The following is a 17,438-nucleotide window of genomic DNA, read 5'->3' as shown; positions in this document are numbered from 1 at the left end:
CCTTACCGCCGCAGGTACCGCAACGCCCGCGCCGCCGCGTGACTGCCGCACATCCCGTGTGCGCCCGGCCCCGGCGGCGTGGCCGCGGAACACACGAAATGGCCCGGAACGCCGACGTCGTGCGGCTGCAAGGTCGCCCGCGGGCCGAACACCAGCTGCCGCATGTCTTTCGCTCCGGTGAGGATGTTCCCGCCGACGAAATTCGGGTTCCCCGCAGCGAATTCCGCCGACGATGTGGTCACCGAGCCGATGACGCGCTCCCGGAATCCCGGTGCGAACCGTTCGATCTGCGCGGTGATCGCCTCGGTGGCGTCGCCGGTGTATCCATGCGGCACATGCGCGTACGCCCATACCGGATGCACATCACCGACCGACCGGGACGGGTCGGCCAGGTATTGCTGACCCAGCAATACAAACGGCCGTTCCGGCATTCGTCCATTGTGTACTTCCCGCTCACCCGTCGCGACTTCCGCTGCCGATCCTCCCAAGTGGACAGTCCCAGCCGACCGAGCTTCCGGCGACCGCCACGGAATTCCGTCCTGCACCGCGAAATCCACTTTGAACGCACCCGGACCGTAGCGGAACCGCTCGTACGCCCGCTGGATCCGCGACGGCAACCGGTCGCCGAGCACCGACGCCAGTGTGCGAGGTCCGACGTCCCACACCACCACGTCCGCCCGAGGAAGCTGCGAGACCGACTGCACCCGCACGCCGGTCTCGATCTTCCCGCCGAAGTCGGCCACCAGAGCGGCCAAGGCGTCGCTGATCGCGCGCGACCCGCCCTCCGCGACTGCCCAGCCGTGCCGGTGGCCAGCGGTGAGAATGCCGAGCCCGATCGCCGACGACAGCGGACGATCCAGCGGCCGGAACGCGTGCGCCGCAACGCCAAGCCACAGCGCACGAGCCTGTTCAGTGCGGAAGTACCGGGCCAGCACGGTCGCCGGGGCGACCGTCGGCAGACCGAACCGGCCCAGCAGCAATGGATGTTTCGGCACCCGCAGCAGCGGGCCGAGAATGTCCTCGCTCAGCGCGTCGTAGTTCTGCGCGGGCGAGGAGAACAGCGCTGACCAGCGGCGTTCGTCCGGGCCGAGCCCGGCGGCGGTGTCGGAGACCGAGCGTCGCAGGACTCCGGCGGTGCCGTCGTCGAGCGGGTGCACGCAGTCGATCTCCGGCAGCCGCCAGCGCAGGCCGTACCGGTCGAGCCCGAGGCCGGTCAGGACGGGCGAGCCGACCGCCATCGGATGCGTCGCGGAGCAGTGGTCGTGCAGCAGGCCAGGGACGATCGCCTCGTAGGTGCGGGTGCCGCCGCCGATCTCGTCAGCGGCCTCCAGCACCGTCACGTCGACCCCGGCGCGTGCCAGCACCACCGCCGCGGCGAGCCCGTTGGGACCGCTGCCGACCACCACTGCCGTCGTCATGCCAGCACGCTGCTCGTCGTCGCCGGGCTCGCGGTCCAAGTGACGGTGAGCGGAATCGGGCCGTTCGGCAGCCACGGCTGTTCGTTGACCGCGTCGGCCACCGTCCAGTGGCCGCGCTCGATCACGCCCAGCGCCGCGTCAATCACCTGGTAATGCTGCACCTTCGAGTGGATCGCCTGCGACTCGACCCACACCACGATCCACTCCCCGGGCGCGAATCCGACCCGCTTCTGCACCGCGTTGACGAAGTCGAGGCCGTGCAGGTGCCCGTCGCCGAAGTTGAACCCGAGGATCGAGTTGCAGCCGAACTCGGCCTCGCGCACCGTCCGCGCGTCGAGGTCCGGCAAGTTCTTCGCGAGCACGGAGAACAACCCGCGGCCCTGGCTGTGCATCGACCGCCAGGCGATCGTCTGCTGCATGGTGATCTCGGCGATTTCGGCCGGGTAACCCATCTCCTGCAGCTGGTCGACCTGGTTTTTCGTCGGCCGGTGCGGCAACGTGTTCAGCTTCGCCTCGGCCCCCGGCGCGAAGGCCCACAGCGCCGACGCCCAGTTGCCCGCGTACTGCCGCATCGACGGCAGGAACGACACCAGATCCGGCCGCAGGTTGCCCAGGATCGGGAAGAACAGCAGCGCGGCCGCGATCACGCCGGCCAGCCAGCCCGGTGTCATGTCGCCGACGCCGTATCCAGCGCTCGCCGGGAAGCCGAGGAACAGGAAGATCGCGAGGTAGCCGAAGAGAATGTTCCACTCCAGCGGTACGGCCAGCGGGAAGGTGGACGTGATGAACAGGTGGAACACCACCATCAGCGCGACCCCGGCGAGCGTGACCCAGTGGTTGGTCGAGAACAGCAACACCAGCGGGGTGATGATTTCCACCGTCGTCCCGCCGACGTGCGCCATGAACGACGCGAGTTTCGACGGCCGGATGTCGTTCGGGAAATCCCGGTAATGCGCTCGCTTCAGCCACTTGAACGGCACACACGGGCTGTTGGACACCATCGGCGGCACCACATTCGTGAAGTGTTTGCCGAACTTCGAGACGCCCGCGCCGATCCAGACCAGGCAGATCAACAGCTTCGCGGCGATGATCATGTTCACGAACGGCAGGAAGGCGAAGAAGACCAACGCGGGCAGATACTGTTCACCCCGCGCGGCAAGGAAAACTGTCTTGTCCCGCAAGCCATTCAGCACGTACAGCGCGATCGGCGCGATCAGCAACGCCGGACGCACGAGGCCCGAGGTGTTGCCCGGCAGCGCGGCCGACAACGCGGCGTTCGGGACGCCAGGCATGACGATCGCGGTCAGCAGCGTGGCGAGGAAAGCCAGATACAGCAGCACATCGAAGCCGTTTCGCTGGTCTCCCTTGGTGAACGGGACGCGCTTCCACGGCCGCAGCCGGATCGTGCCAGGACGCGCCCAGAACAGAATCCCACCGGTCATCGGCTTGAACTTGCCCGCGATCGGTCCCCAGGAACCGGCGACTCCGACGGCTTCCAGCAATACCGTCCACAGCACGAGCTTTTGGTAAACGACCGGTTCGTGCCACCACGCGGCGACGTCCCAGAACGGGCCGACGCCGGACGTCGCCGTCACCAGCGCCACCCCGGCCAGCACGTAGAGGAAGAGCAGCTTCACCACGTACGTGGCCGGGATCATTTTGGGCGAGCCGAATCCGAACTGGACCCAGTGCAGCGCGAGCGCCCTGGTCCGTTCAAACAGTGGCTTCCGCAGGAAGGTTTCCGGATCGACCGGGGGAAAATCCCCTGTCTTGAACCCCATTGTTCTCTGCCTTTCTCCGGACAGCATCGACCGGACCCGCTCATGCGGGCACGGATTGTTCTCTGAGGAGCGGAATCAGCTCGCGGCGGCGAGTTCGCGGCGCAGCGCCGGTTTGTCGATCTTGCCGACCGGATTCCGCGGCAGCGCGGGCACGATGTCGATCCGCACCGGCACCTTCACCCGCGTCAGCCGGGCGCGGCAGTGCTCCAGCAACTCGGCCTCGCTCACGACCGCGGCCGGGTACAGCGTCACGGTCGCGACCGGCAGCTCGCCGAGCACCGGATGCGGCGCGCCGACCACCGCGGCTTCCAGCACCGCCGGATGTGCGTGCAGTGCGTTCTCGATCTCCTTGGGGTAGAGGTTCTCCCCGCCCCGGATGATCATGTCCTTGATGCGGTCGACCAGGACGAGGTAGCCGTCCTCGTCGAACCGCCCGACGTCGCCGGTGTGCAGCCAGCCGTCGACGATCGTCGCGGCGGTGGCCTCGGGCCGGTTGAGATAGCCGCGCATCACGTTCGGACCGCGGACCACGACCTCGCCGGGACCGTCGGTCAGCCTGCCTCGCGGATCCATCAGCGCGACTTCCTGCCCGGGCAGCGGACGCCCGACGGTGCCCGGTTTGCGCGGCCCGGCCAGCGGGTTCAGCGTCGACGCGCAGCTTCCCTCAGACAGTCCGTAGCCCTCGACGACCACCACCCCGAACCGTTCCTCGACCCGCTGGATCAGCTCGGCGGGCATCGGCGCGGCACCGCAAACCACCAGCCGCAGCGACGAAGTGTCCGGCCGCACGGTGTCCGGGAGACCCGCCAGCCGCGCGTAAATCGCTGGTACGGCGGAGAAATACGTCGGACGGACACGTTCGATCGTGTCGAAGAAATCGTCGGCGCGGAATCTCGCGGTGATCGTCGAGCGGCCGCCGGCGAGCAGCGGCGCGAGCACGCTGACCACGATTCCGTTGACGTGAAACAGCGGCAAGATCAGCAAACTGTGGTCCGCTGCGCCGAGTTCGAGCGCGTCGACGATCATTTCGGTCATCGCCCGCACGTTGGCGTGGTCGAGCACGACGCCCTTCGGCTGTCCCGTCGTGCCGCTGGTGTAAATGAGCAACGCGACGGCCTGCTCGTCGTCGACCACTGGCCCGTCGTCCGGCGCGGCGGTCGCCAGTTGCTCGAGCCGCAGCGTCACCAGATCCGAATCCTCTTGTCCCACCACGACTTTCGCCTTCGCGTCCGCGATCTGGAACGACGCCTCGCCGTCGGTCAGCTCCGGATTCACCGGCGTGACTGCGGCCCCGAGCCGCCAGGCCGCGAACAACACCACCGCGAACTCGACCCGATTCGGCAGCAGCACCGCGACAACGTCGCCCGCGCCGACCCCTCGCTGCCGCAACGCGGCCGCCGCGCTGCGCACCCGCACCGCGAATCCGGCGTTGCCGAGTTCGCCGTGTTCGTCAGCGAGACAGGGCCGGTTCGGGTTCCGCCGGGCTCGTGCTTCAGGCAGCGCCGCGAGGTGCATCGTCGAAGTCCTTTCCCAGGGCGGCTTAGTGGGAAATGACGGTAAGGACGGGCCGTGACCCAAGCCATAGGCCGCAGAACCGAAGGCTTCGCCGGTCGTTGTGCCGGGGTCACAACCGCCCGCACCGAGGGGGTGAACGACGCCGCTCGCCTGTCGCCGGGGCGGTCCGGTGGCTACCCTGACCGCCATGTCCGACGCCGTCGACGCCGTCGTGGCCGAGATCGCGCACGCCATCGACGCCGATCTCACCGCGCGCACCACCGAGCTGACCGACTGGTTCGTCGAGATGATCCCGGAATTCCGGCACGACGAGACGGTCCGGAAGCTCATGATCGCCAGCACGTCGGCGAATCTGGTCGCGATCCTCGACATGCTGTCGCATTCCATCCCCCTCGACCGGATCACCGTCCCGCCCGCCGCGGCCGAGTACGCGCGCCGGTTCGCCCAGCACGAGCTGTCGCTGGAAGCACTGCTGCGCGCGTACAGGCTCGGCGAGCACCGCTTCGAACAGTGGGCGATCGAGGCGCTGGAGCGGCAGCCGAACATCGACACCCAGCTCGCGCTCGGCGTCCTGGCGGAACTGTCCCGCCGCACCAACCGCTACATCGACCAGGTCATCGAGGGCCTCATCGACATCTTCGAGACCGAACGCCGGCGCTGGAGCAGTCGCACCGGAGCCGCGCGGGCGGCGCAGATCCGGCTGGTCCTCGATTCGGACACGCTGACCGAGGACGCCGCACAACAGCTCCTCGCCTTCCCGATGCGGCAGTGGCACCGCGCGGCCGTCGCGTGGCTGCCCGCCGAGGGTGCGGGCGAACTGCAGGCCGCGGCCCGATTGCTACAGGAGGTGTGCGGACGCGGTCCAGCGCTCACCATGCTGGCGGACGACCGCACCCTGTGGAGCTGGACAGTCAGCACAGAACGCGACGACATCGAGGTCGACCGCCTCCGCTCCGGAATCACCGGCATCGGCGGCGGCCTGCGACTGGCTCTGGGCGCGCCAGGCTACGGACTGGCCGGATTCCGCGGTTCGCTGCGCGAGGCGGTGCGAGCGCGGGCCGTCGCGGAGACCAACGAGGACCAGAGCCAGAGCGTGGTGCTGTTCGACGACGTCGCGATCGCCGCCCTGCTCACCGAACAGTCCGAGGACGTGTACCGCTGGATCGCGCGGGTCCTCGGCGACCTCGTCGCCGACGATCCCGGCACCGAACAACTGCGCGAAACGCTGCGAGTCTTCCTCGACACCGACGGCAGCTACACGCATGCCGCCGCCCGGCTGCACCTGCACAAGAACACCGTCCACTATCGCGTCCGCAAGGCCGAGGAACTGTGCGGACGACCGCTGGCCGAACACCGGCTGGAAGTGGAAGTCGCCCTGCGTGCGGCCACTTTGCTGCGCAAGCGCCTGCCGTGGAACGAACCCGGCTGACCCCGTCTGTCCATTGTGGATTCTTTTGCCTTCTCGGGTCGCCGTGTTAGCCTGACGCCGTGCTGCGCCTCATGACGTCCGAGCGACTCGTAACCCAGCGCGCCGGCTGAACCAGGCTGCCGGCGCGCATGCTGGCGTACGCCTTTTTTCTCCGGGACCTGGCCCTCTTCCCGCCAGATCCTTCTTCCTGGAGAAACGCCATGTCCTTGAGCACCTTTTCCTCCGCCCCGTACACCTCCGCCCCGGCCATGCTGGTCCGCCGCCGGATCGCGACGTACTTCGTCGGCGGCATCGACCAGATCCCCGGCCTGGTCGCCACGCTGACCCAGCACGGGAAGCTGATCCACGAACTGTCCGTCGACGTCCGCGAGGGCGTCCGCGAAAGCAGCATGGTCAGCACGGTCCTGGTCAGCCCCGATGCGCTCGATGCCCTGCTGGACGCCCTGCGCGACCTTTCGTCCGTCGTCTCCGCTGAGCTGGCCTGATCTTTGGGCCACCCCCCTCGCCACGACCTGCCGACGCACCCGCTCAGACTGGGGTCTCCCCACCCAGCGAAAGGGCACCCCCTATGCGATTGGCCGACAAGATCACCCTGATCACCGGCGCCTCGAGCGGAATGGGCCGGGCGGCCGCCCTGACGTTCGCCCGCGAAGGCGCGACCGTCATCGTCACCGACGTCGAAGACGCGGATGGCACTGCCGTAGCCGAAGAGATCCGCGCGGTCGGCGGCCAAGCCGAATACCGCCGCCTGGACGTCACCGACGAAGACTCCTGGGCAGCTGTCCTCGCCGCCGTCCTGGACCAGCACGGAAAGCTGGACGTCCTGGTCAACAACGCCGGCATCAGCGGCACCTTCGACCCGGACCTCACCAGTACGGCCTTCTACGACCGCCTGCTGCAGGTCAACGCCCGCGGGGTGTTCCTGGGCATCAAACACGGCGCCACTGCGATGTCGGGCAGGGGCGGTGGTTCGATCGTGAACCTGACCTCGATCTCAGCCTCGATCGGCCAGATCGGGGTGCACCTGGGTTATGCCGCCTCGAAGGGCGCGATCAAAGCGATGACGACCACCGCGTCGGTCCACTACGCGGGCGACGGCATCCGAGTCAACGCAGTAGCTCCCGGCCTCCTGCCACCGATGCGCACCTCCCGCGGCTCGACGGATCCGGTGTGGCGAGCGAAGCAGGTGGAGGGCGTGCCGATGGGGCGGACCGGGGAGGTGCAGGAGGTCGCTGACGTGATCCTGTTCCTGGCTTCCGCGGAATCGTCGTATGTGACCGGGGTGGAGATCTTGGTGGATGGCGGGTACACGGCCCAGTAAGACTCTCTCGGCCCTGTCGGCCCTGTCGGGGCTCTGTTGGTCCTGTCGACTCCCTCAGCCCCGTCGGCCCTCTCAGCCCCGTCGGCCCTCTCAGCCCCGTCGGCCCTCTCAGCCCCGTCGGCCCTCTCAGCCCCGTCGGCGCTGTCGGCGCTGTCGGCGCTCTGGGGCTCCCGCAGAATTCGGCGGGAGCCCCAGGCGCTTCGGCGGGTCCTCCTGCACACCCTCCGCCTGCGCTGCCCGCTTCCCCAACTCCGGCTGGCGAGCCCACCGGGAGCCCGCCCCGGCCAACCACTGGACCCGGCAACGTATCCCCGTGAGCCGTCCACCTCGCGCCGACTCCAGCGGAACGAACCGTTCGCGCTCAGCCGCCCCAGTCCGCCCAGCCAACCGCCTGGCCCGCCACCGCTCACCCCAGCCGTCCGTCTCCTACGAGCTCCGGCGAGCCGAGCTCTTCACACCCGACCGCCCGGCCGATGAGGCACGACACCGGCCCATCGCGCGCCCACCCCTCCGCGTCTCACCGAGCACGGCACCCGCGGCCCGCGCGAACCCACCGCCTCCCGCTCCGGCTCACCATCGGCCCGGCTGCCGTGACTCCTGCCTCTGGCCAGATCCGCCGTCGCGATCCGATCCGCGCGGTACGTTCAGCGAGCACCACTCCCGGTGGCGAGACGGAGGCGAAGCCGATGGAGCTGAGGCAGGTCGAACACTTCCTCGCCGTAGTCCGGCACCGCAACTTCACCCGCGCCGCCCAGGACGTGCACGTCGTGCAATCCGCGCTCAGTGCGTCCGTCCGGAAGCTGGAAGCCGACCTCGGCGCGGAACTGTTCGACCGCACCACCCGCCGAGTGACTCTCACCCCCGCAGGCGAGGCCCTGCTCCCGCTGGCGCACCAGATCGCCGCGGACGTCGACTCCGCCCGCGGCGAGGTAGCCGCGGTGACCGGCCTCGCGCGCGGCCGGGTGTCGATCGGAACCATCCAGACTCTGACCGTCATCGACCTGCCCGCGAAGCTGGGCGAATTCCGCGCGCGGTACCCAGGAATCCGGCTGCGCGTCCGGGAAGGCACGATCCCCGGACTGACCGCCGCCGTGTCCGACGGCGAACTGGATCTGTCCTATGTGGGCGGTCCGCTGTCCGAGGACTTGGCCGAATTCGCCAGCTGGCAGCAAAACCTGGTCCTGCTCACTCACCCCGGACACCGCCTGTCGACCCGGCGCCGAGTCCGGCTGGCGGAACTGGACGGCGAACCTTTCGTAGATTTCACCGGCAGCGGCCTGCAAGTCCTGGTTGACCGCGCCTTCGCCGAAGCCGGAGTCCGCCGCGACCAGGTATGCGAGGCAACGAACGTCCCGCTGCTGGTCGATCTGGTCGCGGCTGGCCTTGGCGTCACCGTGGTCCCAGAACAGGTCGCCGCGAGGTCCGGCTTGCCATTCGCCCACCTCACCCAGCCGACGCTGGCCCGCACGATCTACCTGACCGGCCGCTCGGCAAACCTCACCAACCCGGCGGCACGGGCGCTGCTGGCCCACCTCCTCGCCTGACCCCACGCACCGGCGCGAGCACCAGCGCGAACCCGACCAACCCCAACACCAACGCGACGGTCGTCAGCCCGGTAATCCCGGCGACGAACGCCAACGCGAACGCGCGCCCGCCCAACCGCCGCAACAACCGGACGACGTCGCGAGTCGCTCCGTCGACCGACTCGACATCGGCCGCCAGATTGTCGACCGACTCGGCATCGGCTGCCGGGCTAACGCTCGCCACCGAATTGCCGCTCAACACCGGGTTGAGATTGACTGCGCGGCTCGCACCGGCCACCGATTCGGCACCGGCAGGCCGGTTCAGCCCGGCATCCGAGTCAAGGCTCTCCACCTCGACGCCCGCCAGCGACTCGGCATCGGCTGCCGAACCGACGCCGACTGCCAGCTCGGCGCCAGCCGCTGGGTCGACGTTGGCCGCCGACTCGACACTCGGCACCGGACCAACGCTGGCCGCCCCATTGACGCTCGCCACCGGGTCAACGCTGGCCGCCCCGTCGACACTCGCCACCGAATCGACGCCAATTGCCGCGTCCACGCTCACCACCGAACCGACACCAGGCACCGCGTCGACACTCGCTACCGAGTCGACGCCGGGTGCCGCGTCGACGCTCGCCATCAGCTTGGCGTCGGCCACCGTGCCAGCGCTCACCGCACCGAGGGCAGCGCCGTCCTGCGCGCTCCGACGATCGGCTACGCCTCCCTCAACTTCTGGGCCGGTCTCGGTGTCGGCGGACCGGTCCGCCGACACGCCACCGTCGAGGTGCTGGTCGTCGCTTCGGGCGGGATCCTCGGCAGAGTCGCCGGGCGCAGACGTCATGGGCCGAGTATTGGCTCGCGTCGGCCACGCAGTCCAACACCTGTTTTCGCTGCGATTCAGCGATGAAATCGATCGGCCTCGCGAAGGCCTATCGACTCGGCAGTCGCCGTCGACTCGACAGCACCAGGAGCACTCGACGACACCAGGATCAGGCGAAGACCACCTCCTCGCTTCCGACCAGCTTCACGCCTGCTGCGGACAGCTCCTCGTCCACCCGGGCGCTCTCCTCCGCGGCGGGGAGTTCGTCGTCGTAGGTGGCGTGGGCGTCTTGGACCAGCGTGACCTCATGACCGCGGTTGAGGGCGGCCAAAGAGGTGGCCCGGACACAGAAGTCGCTCTGCATTCCGGCTACGACCAGCGGGGCTGACTCCGGAAGCAGGGAACCCAACGGGGTATCGGCGAAGGAGTCGGGTGTCTGCTTGTCGACTACGTGTTCCCCCGGGCGGACCTCGTGCACCAGTTCCCAGCCGGAGGTACCAGGCACGTCGGGGTCGTCGCCGGTGCCGTTGTTCCGGATGTGCACCACCTGGGCACCCGCGGCTCTCGCCCGCTCCAGGACACGCGAGATCGCGGCGGCGACTCGGTCGGCGTCGGGCACTGGGGTGGGAGGGAGAAGCATGTTGTTCTGGACGTCAATGAGAAGCAGTACGGGAACCATGCCGGAAGCATCTCAGCGGGCACCGACAAAAAACGGGGCTCGGAGTTCGCCCACAGGGATGAACAACGACGAGTCCCCGGCAATGCTCTGATGGGCAGGTGTCTGGCAGCGCTTCTGGAGCGGTTCTTCGGCAGCCATCCGCCGACGCCGATCTTCTGCGACGACTAGTCGCGACCCCGGGCTACGAGTCTCGCCGTTCCTGTCCGGAATCCTCCTGCGTCGACGGTCGTGGGTGCGGCATCGGACGCTGCCGGGCGACCGGATAGCGCGCGAGGGGATGTGCCTCGTCGAGTCGGTGGCGGGCGCGGCGGGGCACGTCGTCCGACGGGGAGACCCAGCGGCGTGTCGACTCGTCCGGCGGGGAGGCGGACGGAGGCTTCGGCGGCGGAACAGCGGAGCGACGCCGGGCGGCGCGGCGCAGGAACACCACGGCCAGCACCACGAACACTGCGGCGACGGCCACCAGAAGCCACCAAGCTTGCATTCGTCCTCCCGTCGTGGGTGGGTCGCACGCAAGGGTGCCCGTTCGGCCCGCCGACAGCGCGATGTCCACACCGCCGGGTGTCACCGGAACGGGGGGTTGTTTGCTGGATAATCGCGGACGGCGGGTCGGGTGCCGTGCAGGTCCCGGCTACAACGTCGCTAGCCGGGGCTGCGCGACGACCAGATTCGCATTTAGCGCGAAGGAAGGACACCGCTGACTGGCTGCGGTACCGCGGAGCTGGACTGCGAGACATACCGGGAGCGACGCCTGGAGCCGTGCCGTTCGGCGAGGCGCATCGGGATGCGGTACCCAGAATCTCGCGGCGGCGCGGATCGGGAGCGGATCCAGGACTGGCAACCGCGCGGCAAAGCACGCCCAGGGGCAACGCTAGGAACCTCGCAGCGAAGCACACCGCGAGCGGGGCCAAGGACCTTCTCGCTCGGTGCGGGAGAACAGCAGCAACGCGAGGACCCTCGTCACGCGGCAGAGAACGCAAGGTTCAGCAGTGCGCATCTCGGCGCACGGCAAGTAGAAGCCCACCGCGGTGAGGCTCACCGGCAGCAGCGCGCTCAGACACCCACACTGACGAAAGCGGCACCTCACCGCATCGCCTCACGACCACGCTCGCTGAAGGGAACTTCGCTTCACGGTGAGCGGAACATCGCCTCGCAAGCTGACGCACCCATGGGCGTGCCACACGCACGACGTGCAGAAGCTGACCGCACGGCCCGGCCTGCCCGAAGAAGCACCGCGACGAGCAAAGCCTCGCCTAGCGACCAAACGCCGAAAGACCCACCTCACCACGCGGGAAGTCGGACCTCACCACCAGACCCGCCCGGAGTAACCAGTTCACCAAAGCACCGGCAATCCCACCGCCATAGCCCTCACTTCACCCCATCCCCCACGACCAGAGCCTTCACTTCACCCCATCCCGCAACGCCGACACCCGATCCACCGCCGCACTGAACTCACCGCTCGGCAGGGTCCCGTCCGACAATCCCGCGGCCAGCGATGAAGCGGCCTCATCCCCCTGGCTCACATCCCGGGCGGAGGCCAGAATCAAATCCATCCCCGCCTTAGCCGCCAGCACCGCGCGGTTCCCCGGCCCGCCATAGGACTTCAGCGCGCCAGCTTCCAAAGCGTCCGTCACAGTCACCCCGGCGAACTTCGTGCCATTGCGGAGTTCCTGCACGGCCATCGGCGAGAGTCCGGCGGGGCGGGAGGCGTCCAGAGCCGGGTACACGGCCCACGAGAGCATCACCAGCTTCGCTCCCGCATCGACCACCGGGTGGTAAGGAGCCTCGTCTTTGGCGCGCAACTCGGGCAAAGGCACGTTCAGCGTTACCGGGCCAACGTCCGTGTTGCTTCCGGCTGGGACCGCGCCCAGGCCGGGGAAATGCTTGGCCGTCGCGGCGACTCCGGTGGACTGCTGGGCGGTCACGAAATCCCGGCCCAGCGCACCGGCCACCTGGGGATCCTGGCTGTAGGAACGGCCGTACTTGTCGATGAAATTGCCCGGTTGGCGGTAGACATCCAGAACTGGCGCGAGGTTCACGTTCATGCCCACCCCGGCCAGGTTCTGGCCAGCACCGGTGCCAGCGGCTTTGGCCGCGGCCGACGGGTTCGCGGACTGGGCTACCTGTTTCGCAGACAGGACGGGCTCGCCGGGCAGGCGGCGGACTTTGCCGCCTTCCTGGTCGGTCATCAGCAGCAATGGACGAGGTACCGGGCTTTGCGCGTTCGCGTCCCGTAATTGTCGTACGACACCGGTAATCTGCTGGGAGCTTGAGATGTTCTCGCCGAAGAAGATCACGCCCGCGGCTTCTCCGGCGCGGATTCGTTGCAGCAGAGCGTCGGGCGGGGTCAGGCCGGGATAGGAGTAGATCACCCGCTGTCCGGCCAGTTGCCGCGGGGTGAGTTCGGCGGGAGTGGCGGCGACCGTGCTCATCGCGAGCACCGTCACGCCCAGAGCCAGCAATGCCTTCCGACGCTTCATGTGGCCTCCGTTCGCGCGCGGGTCGTGGTACCACGCTAAACCCCGGAGGGCGGGCGTGCTCAGCCGGCGAATGGAGTCCTAAGTGGACCTCAAACCCAGTAGGCGACCCGGGCCCGGTAGTTGCGCAGCACCAGCAATGCCAGCGACCAGCCGACCACGGTCACCACGCCCGCGACCAGCCAGTGCGTCCAGCTCTGCTGTTGCCCGACCAGAGGCGCGCGCACGAGCTCGACGAAGTGGTACACCGGGTTGAGCTGCAGCAAATTCACCGCGACAGAACCGAAACCTTCGTGCGAACCCTGATTCATCGCGCGCACCTGGTCCATCGACCACATGATCGGCGTCGCGTAGAAGAGCATCGTGATGAAGCTCTGGATCACCGGCGGGATGTCGCGGAACCGCGTGGACACGACCCCGAACAGCAGCACCACCCACGCGCCGTTCAGCAACACCAGCATCAGCGCGGGCACCGCGAGCAGCATTCCCCAGCCGAGCCCGGGGTGCAGGAGCGCGCCCGCCTTGTCCACCAAGCGGTACGGCTGCGAGAGCTTCCCGAAGAAAATCGCCAGCACCGCTACGTACACGACAAGGTTGTGCGCCAGGTACAACGCCTGCCGCCACACCGTGCGCAGCGCGTACACCGACACCGGCGCGGGCAGCTGTTTGATCATCCCTTCGTTCGCGATGAACGTTTCCGAACCCTCAACGATGCAGCCGTTCATGAAGTTCCACAGGATGAGCCCGGTGGTGATGCTCGGCAGCAACGTCGAAATCGAGGTGCCGAACAACGCCGAGTTCACCACGCCCAGCGCGAGCGCGGTGACCGCCATCCCGACGGTGATCCACAACGGCCCCAGCGACGAACGACGGTAGCGCTGCTTGATGTCCTGCCACGCGAGCAACGCCCACAGTTCCCGGGCACGCAGTCCGGCCTGCAGGTCGGCAAGGGCGCGGCGCCAGCTTTTCGATGCCGCGTCGATCGCGGGCGGAGCGGTCATGACAGCGAATCTAGCCGCGATCGCCGTCCTCGGCCAACACGCGACTACGGTGTGCCGCGTGAGCTTTTTCCTGTCCCGCGTCCTTTCCGCACTCCGCGACGGCGGCGACACCGTGCTGTTCCACCACGACGACACCACGATGACGTACCGGGCGGCGTCAAACCTGCTGTCGCGGCTGTACAGTGGCCTCGCCGGGATACGCGGCATGGTGGCGATCGACGCCGCCAACCGGCCGGAAGTGGTGCTCGCTCAGCTTGCCGCGCAGGCGCGAGGGCTGGAAGTCGTGCTGATCGCCGCGTCCGCGAGCCGTCCGGCGCGGGCGGCGACGCTGGCTGCCACCGGGGCGACTTTGCTGACTGACACCGAACTCGACACTCTTGCCGCCGCACGTCCGTCCACTCCGGACACACTGCCGGACCGGGTGACGGCGGTTTTCCCCAGCGGCGGCACCACCGGCACTCCGAAACTGATCCGGCACAGCGGAATCTACGACGGCGTGGCACACATCTTCCAGCCGGACGGCACCAAAACCGCCCTCGTGACCGCGCCGCTCACGCACATGACGGGCAATGCCGCCGTCCTCGGCGCGCTCTGCTGCGGCAACACCGTGGTGCTGCATCGGGAGTTCAACGCCGAAAAGCTTCTGGCCGATGTGGAGCGTCATCGCATCACGACGCTTTCCCTTACCCCGCCTCGGCTCGCCGCGGTACTCGATCATCCGAGTCTGTCCACAACGGACGTATCCAGCGTGCAGCAGCTCTCCCTCGGGGCCGCACCGTTGCCGCCGCGCCGGTTGGCCGAGGCACTCAAGGTGTTCGGCCCGGTCGTCGGACAGGGTTACGGGCTCACCGAAGCGCCGATGATCGCCAGCATCTCCGCGGACGAAGTCCTCGCCCGGCCGGAACTTCTCGGCTCCGTCGGCCGTATCGTGCCGGGCATGGAAGCCCGGATCGAGAACGGTGAAGTACTCGTGCGCGGACTGTCCATGATGGACGGCTACCACGGACAACCGCCGATCGGCGACGGCTGGCTGCGCACCGGCGACCTCGGCCGCTTCGACGACGACGGCTACCTCCATCTAGAGGACCGGATCGACGACGTCATCGTCACCGGCGAGCACGGCACGAAGGTCTCTTCGACCACAGTGGAGCATGCACTCCTCGGTCATCCCAAGGTGAAAGCCGCCGCAGTCGTCCCGGCGGCCGGGCCGGACGGAACCCTTCTGCACGCAGTGGTGATCGCCGAAAATACCACTGCTGACGAACTACGCGACCAGGTCCGCGAAGAACTCGGCGGCGAGCATTTCGTACCGTCCACGGTGGAGTTCCGCGACGAGTTGCCACTGACCCCAGTGGGCAAAGTGGACAAACAACGACTCAAGCGCTGACCGACGGGCCCAGCAGCCGTTCCCGGTGATGTTCCTCGTGCAGGTCTCGTCGGCGCGCGTGCAGCAGTTGCGCCAACGTCACCTTGCCGAGCACCCGCGAGGGATCATGCCGGTCGACCACCAACGCCTGCGTCGTGTGCCCGAGCGCCAGCTCGTTCGCGACATCGCGCAGAGTGTCGTCCGCGAATACAACGACATCCGCCGACATCTGGACATCCGGTTGGTGCGTCATCACTTCATGCACGAAGAACGTCTCAAGTGGATCAGTCGTGTACTCGCGAGTGAGGTGCAGCCGTCGGCGCGCGATCTTCTCCGTGAGCACAGAACGCTTGAGCAGCAACACCGAAAGCGCGTACGCCGAGAATGACGCGACGACGAGCGGCAGCAGATAGCTCCACGCGTGAGTCAGCTCCAAAGTGAACACAATGCCGGTGAACGGCGACCGCATCACGCCGCCGACCACCGCGGCCAGCCCGCACGTCGCCCAGAATCCGGGCGCGACATGAGGAAGCAAGCCGCCTTCCGCGGCTCCCAGCGCGGCACCGATCATGAACACCGGCGCCAGCACGCCACCAGAAGTCCCGGATCCCAGTGACAGCGCCCAGATCAGCGTCTTCACGACCAGGATTCCGACGATCAGCGACGCGGTCGCGTGCCCGGTGAGCAGCGTGTCGATCACGTCGTAGCCGACGCCGAGCGCGTGCGGTTCGATCAGGCCGCCGACGCCGATCACAAGGCCGCCGATCGCGGGCCACCACATCCAGTGCACGGGCAGGCGCGCGAAAAGATCTTCGGCGAAGTAGACGAGCGCGGTCGCGCCGATCGCCAGCAATCCGCCGGTCAGGCCGGGGATGAGGGCGAGCCCGTCCGCGGCCGGGCCGGGGTTGGCCCCGGTGAACGGGACCCCGAAAACCGGTCCGGTGCCGAGCAGGAAACCGCGGCACACCGTCGCGACCGAGACCGCGGCAGCCACCGGCACGAGACTGCGCGGCCGCCATTCGAAGAGCAGCAGTTCGACCGCCAGCAGGACGGACGCCAGCGGTGCGTTGAACGTCGCCGCCATCCCGCCCGCGGCACCGGCGACGAGCAGCGTCTTGCGTTCGTCCGCGGACAGTTTCAGCAGCTGCGCGAGGATCGAACCGACCGCGCCGCCGGTCATGATGATCGGCCCCTCGGCGCCGAACGGGCCGCCGGTGCCGATGCTGACCGCCGCCGAAACCGGCTTCAGCACCGCGACGCGCGGGGCCACCCGGCTGCCGCCGGTGAGGATCGCTTCGATCGCCTCCGGCATGCCGTGGCCGCGGATCTTCTCCGAGCCGTAGCGCGCCATTAGGCCGATCACGAGCCCGCCGGCGACCGGCGCGAGCAACACGAGCCACCACGGGTGGTGCTGCGCGCCCGGCGCGACGAGATCCGTGGCGACGCGTTGGTAGAAGACCAGGTTGGTGATCAAGCCGATGAGCTTGAGCAGCGCGAACGCCGCCACCGCCGCCGCACCGCCCACCGGCAGCGCGATCGCGGTGATCAGCAGCATCCGCGGATTGACCGCGAAGTCGCCGAGGTGCGCGGCCCGCGCCGGGATCTTCACAGCCGGCCCGGCCCGGCCGTGGGCACGCCGGGTGCCGATTCCGCCGCCGCGACCAGGTCGCGAACCGCCGTCGAGACCGCCTGGCTCCGCTGGGCGGGCACTTCCGCCAGCAGCTCGGACAGCGCGCGATGGCGTCGATCAACAACACCCGCGGCGACCTCGTGCCCGGCAGCGGTGACCTCGATCGTCACCACCGTGCGGCGGTGCTCGTCCTCGCCGCGCACGACGTACCCGTGCGCTTCGAGCTTGTCGGCCAGCCGCGTGACCGAGGAGGCGTTGACGCCCATCGCCTCGGCGAGCCGCGAGCACGGCACGCGTCCCAGGCTGTCGAGCACCACGAGCAACCGCACCTGCGGGAAGGTGACGCCGCGCGGGGCAGCGTGCGCGCTGTCCCAGGCCACGGCCACGAGCACGCGAGTCAACCGCTCGAGATCGGCCACGTCGTCCGGCAAACCTTGCATAGTGCAAAAGTTGCTATAGACAAGGCTCTGGGTCAAGGGTG

The 17,438-nt window shown here is 68.4% G+C and carries 15 protein-coding genes; 5 read left to right on the top strand and 10 right to left on the bottom strand.

The features are described from left to right. Positions 1–2: 2 nt before the first annotated feature. The 3 genes from ACFORO_RS09375 to ACFORO_RS09365 form a co-directional block, all read right to left on the bottom strand. On the bottom strand, positions 3–1,418 hold the full coding sequence (locus ACFORO_RS09375) for a phytoene desaturase family protein (RefSeq protein WP_377867790.1): 1,416 nt from the start codon (positions 1,416–1,418) through the stop codon (positions 3–5). After that, the gene (locus tag ACFORO_RS09370; protein WP_377867791.1) at positions 1,415–3,199 is read right to left on the bottom strand and encodes a DUF3556 domain-containing protein; all 1,785 of its coding nucleotides are present in this window, start codon (positions 3,197–3,199) and stop codon (positions 1,415–1,417) included. Before ACFORO_RS09370 ends, ACFORO_RS09375 begins: the two co-directional genes overlap by 4 nt. A gap of 75 nt (positions 3,200–3,274) precedes the next feature. After that, entirely contained in the window at positions 3,275–4,714 is a 1,440-nt protein-coding gene (locus tag ACFORO_RS09365) for a class I adenylate-forming enzyme family protein (RefSeq protein WP_377867792.1), read from the bottom strand. Positions 4,715–4,901: 187 nt separating this feature from the next. Here ACFORO_RS09365 and ACFORO_RS09360 point away from each other — a divergent pair, with 187 nt between their 5' ends. From ACFORO_RS09360 to ACFORO_RS09345, 4 genes are all read left to right on the top strand, one after another. Beyond that, entirely contained in the window at positions 4,902–6,143 is a 1,242-nt protein-coding gene (locus ACFORO_RS09360; RefSeq protein WP_377867793.1) for a PucR family transcriptional regulator, read from the top strand. A 200-nt stretch (positions 6,144–6,343) separates the two neighbouring features. Next, positions 6,344–6,628, top strand: coding sequence for a hypothetical protein (locus tag ACFORO_RS09355; protein ID WP_101437935.1), 285 nt, complete (start codon positions 6,344–6,346; stop codon positions 6,626–6,628). A gap of 83 nt (positions 6,629–6,711) precedes the next feature. Then, the gene (locus ACFORO_RS09350) at positions 6,712–7,464 is read left to right on the top strand and encodes an SDR family NAD(P)-dependent oxidoreductase (protein WP_354750663.1); all 753 of its coding nucleotides are present in this window, start codon (positions 6,712–6,714) and stop codon (positions 7,462–7,464) included. A 686-nt stretch (positions 7,465–8,150) separates the two neighbouring features. Next, positions 8,151–9,008 carry a LysR family transcriptional regulator gene (locus tag ACFORO_RS09345; RefSeq protein ID WP_377867794.1) on the top strand — a complete coding sequence of 286 codons (858 nt, stop codon included), beginning with the start codon at positions 8,151–8,153 and terminating at the stop codon, positions 9,006–9,008. On the opposite strand, the gene ACFORO_RS09340 is transcribed toward ACFORO_RS09345, so the two are convergent. The 5 genes from ACFORO_RS09340 to wzm all read right to left on the bottom strand — a co-directional run bounded on the left by ACFORO_RS09340 (position 8,962) and on the right by wzm (position 13,961). Next, entirely contained in the window at positions 8,962–9,825 is an 864-nt protein-coding gene (locus ACFORO_RS09340; protein ID WP_377896520.1) for a hypothetical protein, read from the bottom strand. The two genes, ACFORO_RS09345 and ACFORO_RS09340, sit on opposite strands and share 47 nt — an antisense overlap. 148 nt (positions 9,826–9,973) lie before the next feature. After that, positions 9,974–10,483, bottom strand: a complete 510-nt coding sequence (locus ACFORO_RS09335; protein WP_377867796.1) for an isochorismatase family protein — start codon at positions 10,481–10,483, stop codon at positions 9,974–9,976. A gap of 181 nt (positions 10,484–10,664) precedes the next feature. Further along, positions 10,665–10,967 (bottom strand): hypothetical protein, encoded by a 303-nt coding sequence (locus ACFORO_RS09330; protein ID WP_377867797.1) that lies wholly within the window; start codon positions 10,965–10,967, stop codon positions 10,665–10,667. Positions 10,968–11,883: 916 nt separating this feature from the next. Then, positions 11,884–12,963, bottom strand: a complete 1,080-nt coding sequence (locus ACFORO_RS09325; RefSeq protein ID WP_377867798.1) for a glycoside hydrolase family 3 N-terminal domain-containing protein — start codon at positions 12,961–12,963, stop codon at positions 11,884–11,886. 89 nt (positions 12,964–13,052) lie between these two features. Continuing rightward, on the bottom strand, positions 13,053–13,961 hold the full coding sequence (gene wzm, locus ACFORO_RS09320; protein ID WP_354750669.1) for a galactan export ABC transporter permease subunit Wzm/RfbD: 909 nt from the start codon (positions 13,959–13,961) through the stop codon (positions 13,053–13,055). A 58-nt stretch (positions 13,962–14,019) separates the two neighbouring features. On the opposite strand from wzm, the gene ACFORO_RS09315 reads away from it, so the two are divergent. After that, positions 14,020–15,348, top strand: a complete 1,329-nt coding sequence (locus ACFORO_RS09315) for a class I adenylate-forming enzyme family protein (RefSeq protein WP_377867874.1) — start codon at positions 14,020–14,022, stop codon at positions 15,346–15,348. Here the strand turns inward: ACFORO_RS09315 and ACFORO_RS09310 are convergent. Continuing rightward, positions 15,338–16,936 (bottom strand): chloride channel protein, encoded by a 1,599-nt coding sequence (locus tag ACFORO_RS09310; protein ID WP_377867799.1) that lies wholly within the window; start codon positions 16,934–16,936, stop codon positions 15,338–15,340. The two genes, ACFORO_RS09315 and ACFORO_RS09310, sit on opposite strands and share 11 nt — an antisense overlap. After that, positions 16,933–17,397 carry a MarR family winged helix-turn-helix transcriptional regulator gene (locus ACFORO_RS09305; protein ID WP_354750671.1) on the bottom strand — a complete coding sequence of 155 codons (465 nt, stop codon included), beginning with the start codon at positions 17,395–17,397 and terminating at the stop codon, positions 16,933–16,935. The genes ACFORO_RS09310 and ACFORO_RS09305 overlap by 4 nt, the downstream gene beginning before the upstream one ends. Positions 17,398–17,438: the final 41 nt, after the last annotated feature.

Source organism: Amycolatopsis halotolerans, from assembly GCF_042647905.1.
Taxonomy (GTDB): Bacteria; Actinomycetota; Actinomycetes; order Mycobacteriales; family Pseudonocardiaceae; genus Amycolatopsis; species Amycolatopsis halotolerans.
Note: the sequence above shows the minus strand (reverse complement) of the source record. Positions and strands in the feature narration are given on the sequence as shown.